The 4,227-nt window shown below is 74.9% G+C and carries 4 protein-coding genes and 1 tRNA gene; 4 read left to right on the forward strand and 1 reads right to left on the reverse strand.

Annotation, left to right across the window (positions count from 1 at the left end):
* A partial coding sequence (locus V7793_RS34225) for a proton-conducting transporter transmembrane domain-containing protein (protein WP_336013598.1) occupies nucleotides 1-1,434 on the forward strand: 1,434 nt, incomplete at its 5' end.
* 2 nt (nucleotides 1,435-1,436) lie between these two features.
* Nucleotides 1,437-2,966 carry a hydrogenase large subunit gene (locus tag V7793_RS34230; protein WP_336013600.1) on the forward strand — a complete coding sequence of 510 codons (1,530 nt, stop codon included), beginning with the start codon at nucleotides 1,437-1,439 and terminating at the stop codon, nucleotides 2,964-2,966.
* 10 nt (nucleotides 2,967-2,976) lie between these two features.
* Here V7793_RS34230 and V7793_RS34235 read toward each other — a convergent pair whose 3' ends face one another.
* Nucleotides 2,977-3,162: a hypothetical protein gene (locus V7793_RS34235; protein ID WP_336013602.1), complete on the reverse strand. Its 186-nt coding sequence runs from the start codon at nucleotides 3,160-3,162 to the stop codon at nucleotides 2,977-2,979.
* Nucleotides 3,163-3,344: 182 nt separating this feature from the next.
* On the opposite strand from V7793_RS34235, the gene V7793_RS34240 reads away from it, so the two are divergent.
* Both V7793_RS34240 and V7793_RS34245 read left to right on the forward strand, forming a co-directional pair.
* Nucleotides 3,345-3,418: transfer RNA gene (locus tag V7793_RS34240), tRNA-Ala, on the forward strand.
* A 178-nt stretch (nucleotides 3,419-3,596) separates the two neighbouring features.
* The coding region (locus V7793_RS34245; RefSeq protein WP_336013604.1) for an SDR family NAD(P)-dependent oxidoreductase at nucleotides 3,597-4,227 on the forward strand (631 nt) is incomplete at its 3' end.

The following is a 4,227-nucleotide window of genomic DNA, read 5'->3' on the forward strand; positions in this document are numbered from 1 at the left end:
GCCCCTGCCGGACCGGGCCCGCGGAGCGGCACCGCGCCGCGGCCGCTCACCGGGCGGCTGGGACTCGTCTCGCCGTTCGCGATCCTCACCTGCGGGGCCGTGCTCGCCTGCACGGTCCCCGACGACGGGCCCGTCACCGCCTACGGGCGGCTGCTGCGTGCCGACGCGCTGACCGTGTGGATGCTGCTCACCGTCGGCGCGGTCGCCTGCCTCGCGTGCGCCGCCAACCCGGCCCACCTCGCCCACGAGCGCACCGACCTTCCCGCGACCCGCCGCTACCACCTGCTGATCCACGCCTTCCTCGCCGCCATGAGCGCCGCGGTCCTCGCCGCCAACCTCGGCGTCCTGTGGGTCGCCATCGAGGCCACCACCGTCGTCACCGCGTTCCTCGTCGGCCACCGGCGCACCCGTGCCTCGGTCGAAGCCGCCTGGAAGTACGTGGTGATCTGCTCGGCGGGCATCGCCCTGGCCTTCCTCGGCACTGTGCTCGTCTACTACGCGGCCCGCCAGGCCGGCATCCCCGAGGCGTACGCCCTGGACTGGCAGACCCTCGCCGCCCGCGCGGACCGGCTCGACCCTTCGGTCGTCCGCCTGGCGACCGGCCTGGTCGTCCTCGGCTTCGGGGCCAAGGCCGGCCTCGTGCCCCTGCACGCCTGGCTGCCCGACGCCCACAGCCAGGCCCCCGCTCCGGTCTCCGCCCTGATGTCCGGGGTCCTGCTCGCGGTGGCCTTCGCGGGCCTCCTGCGCTACAAGGTCATCGCGGACGAGGCCCTCGGCGCCGGCTTCGCCCGTACCCTGCTCGCCGGCGTCGCCCTGGTCACCCTCGCGCTCGCGGCGGCCCTCCTGCTGGCCCAGCGCGACTGCAAGCGCATGCTGGCCTACTCCAGCATGGAGCACATGAGCCTGATCGCCCTCGGCACCGCCGTCGGCAGCCCGCTCGCCCTCTCCGCCGTCCTGCTGCACATGACCGGCCACGGCCTCGCCAAGACCGTCGCGTTCTGCGCCTCCGGCCACATCGCGCGACTGTGCGGGACCACCCGCATCGGCAGGATCCGGGGACTGCTCGCCCACTCGCCCTGCCTCGGCGCCGCCTTCGCCGCGGCCGTGATCGCCCTCCTCGGGTTCCCGCCGTTCGGCCTGTTCGCCTCCGAACTGGGCATCGTGCGGGCCGGCTTCCTCTCCGGCCCCCGCTGGGCCCTGGCCGCCGCCCTCGTCCTGATGCTCGTCGCCTTCGGCGCCCTGGCCGCGCGCACCTCCCGTATGCTCCTGGGCCCGCCGCCGGGCGAGGACGACGAGGAAGAACCCGTACCGCTCGGCGCCGACGCCGCGGCCCCCCTCGTCGCCGGGCTGGCCGCCTGCGCGGCCCTCGGCGTCACGACCGGCCCCCTCACCGCCCTGCTGACCGAGGCCGGCGAGATCATCGGAGGCCACTGAGCATGCAACCGGGCACCGCACACCGCACCGTCACCGACATCGGCCCCGCCGACCTGCCCGGCAGAGCCGCCGGCCTGCTCGGCGGCGGCCACCGCCTCGCCCTCGTCGCCGCCCACCACGACAGCGCCGACGAACCCGGCGGCCGGGCCGTCCGCGTCGTCTACCTCTTCGTGGCCGGCCCGCCCGACACCCGCACCGAGCTCCACGTCCGCCTCGACCCCAAGGCCCCCGAACTCCCCACCCTCGCCCACCTCTCCTTCCCCGCCGGCCGTTTCGAGCGCGAGATGCGCGACCTGCACGGCATCGTGCCGCTGGACCACCCGCTCCCGCACCGCCTCGTGCGCCACTTCCACTGGCCGCGCGGCTGGTACCCGATGCACCCCGACGCCGGGCCGCCCCCGCCCTTCGCCGAACCCGAAGGCCCCTACCCCTTCCCGGAGGTCGAGGGGGAAGGCGTCTACGAGATCCCCGTCGGCCCCGTCCACGCGGGCATCATCGAACCCGGCCACTTCCGCTTCTCCGTCGTCGGCGAGACGATCATCAAGCTCAAGGCCCGCCTGTGGTTCGTCCACAAGGGTATCGAGAAGCTCTTCGAGGGCCGCACCCCCGAGCAGGGCCTGCCGCTCGCCGAGCGCATCAGCGGCGACACCGCCGTCGGCCACGCCCTCGCCTACTGCCTCGCCGTGGAGGAGGCCACCGGCGCGCACGTCCCCGTGGACGCGCGCCGCGCCCGCGCGCTCCTCCTCGAACTCGAACGCCTCCACAACCACGTCGCCGACCTCGGAGCCCTCTGCAACGACGTCGGCCACGGCGTCCTGAGCGCCCGCGCCCAGCACGTCCGCGAACGCCTGCTGCGCCTCAACCACGAGGTCACCGGCCACCGGCTGCTGCGCGGCGGCGTCGTGCCCGGCGGCTCCGACCTGCAGGCCGTGCCCGGCCCCGCCCGGCTCGCGGAACTGGGCCGGGAGATCCGCGACATCGTCACGCTCGCCCTCGGCCACAGCACCGTGCGCGACCGCTTCACCGGCACCGCCCGCCTCGACGTCACTGCGGCCCGCGACCTCGGCTGCCTCGGCTACGTCGCCCGGGCCAGCGGCCTGTCCGCCGACGCCCGGGCGAGCCACCCCTTCCACGAGCACACCGGGGCCTTCACCGTCCCCGTTCACACCACCGGCGACGTCCTGGCCCGCTTCCTCGTCCGGGCCGAGGAGATCGAGACCTCCCTCGCCATGGCCGAGCGGCTCGTGGCCGGTCTCACGCCGGGCCGGACGACCGGGACCTCGCTCGCCTGGCCGCCGCTGTTCGCCCGCAGCACCCGCCGCGCGGGCGTCGGCATCGTGGAGGGCTGGCGCGGCACCATCACCACGCGGGTCGAACTCGGGACCGGCGACGCGCTCACGCGCGTCAAGACCGTCGACCCGTCCTTCTTCAACTGGCCCGCCCTGCCCGTGGCCCTGGCGGACACGATCGTCCCCGACTTCCCCCTGGCCAACAAGAGCTTCAACCTCTCGTACGCGGGGAACGACCTCTAGCCCGCGCCGGCTATCCGGTGTCGACGCCGTGGGCGCGGGCCAGACGCAGAGCGTCCTCCAGCTCGTCCGCAGCCACGGCGATCTCGTAGGCGTCCCCGGCCGACTCGGCCTCCTCCAGGGCCTTCCGGGCCTGCCGTACGCGCTGCTGCATGGCCTCGGCGAATTCGCTCACGGCGGCCCCCGGCGCAATGGGCATGAACAGGAGATCTCTTGAAGTCTAGAGCCGATCGGCCCCGGTGACGCCCACGGGGCGACCCCGACTTCCCCGGTCCTGCGTCGCAGGCCCCGCCCGGTCGGCCCCTCCTGGCGGATTGCCCTGACCTGCTCCGATATCCGTTTGGCCGCCGTCGAAACGATGGGTAGGGTGCTGGCCAATGCTCGTGCGTAGCGCAGAGGCGGACGCGCCGGCCTGGCAGGTTCGGAGGACGCCGGTTCGAATCCGGCCGTACGAGCAGGCTCAAGATGTGAACGAGGCGGGGCCGGGGGCTCCGTGACGGGGACGGGGACGACGCGGACGTGGGCGGCACCACCGGCACCACCGGTACGACGGACACCACCGGCACTCCCGGCACCACCGGTCTCGGAGACCTCACCGAGGACGAGCTCGCGGCCTTCGACCGCACGGTCGGCCTGCTGAGGCAACTGCCCCTCGACGACCCGGTGCGGCTGCGCGCCGAGCAGGTCGCCTCGTCCTTCGTGCGCGACGGACGGCACCGCCGCCGCAGGGCCCGCCGCGAGGAACAGGCCGCGGCGGACGCCCGCGTGGCCGCCGCCACGGCGACGGGCGCCCTCGCCCGCCGCGAGGACGCACCGCTGGAGGCCCCCGGTTCGGCAGGCACGTACAGCCGCTCGCGCCGCTGCTACGTCTGCAAGACCCCCTACCGGCAGGCCGACGCCTTCTACCACCTGCTCTGTCCCGGCTGCGCCGCCGGCAACGCCGAGCGGCGGGGCCTGCGCACCGACCTGACGGGCCGCCGGGCCCTGCTCACCGGCGGCCGGGTCAAGATCGGCTTCCAGCTCGCCCTGATGATGCTGCGCGACGGCGCGGAGCTGCTGGTCACCAGCCGCTTCCCGCGCGACACCGTCCGCCGCTTCCACGCGGCCGAGGGCAGCGAGGCGTGGCGGGACCGGCTCACCGTGATCGGCATCGACCTGCGCGACCCCCGCCAGGTGCTCGGCCTGTGCGAGCGGCTGAGGGACGAGGGCCGGCCGCTGGACATCCTGGTCAACAACGCCGCGCAGACGATCCGCCGCCCGCCCG

It is taken from the genome of Streptomyces sp. KLMMK (genome assembly GCF_036961605.1).
Taxonomy (GTDB): domain Bacteria; phylum Actinomycetota; class Actinomycetes; order Streptomycetales; family Streptomycetaceae; genus Streptomyces; species Streptomyces telluris.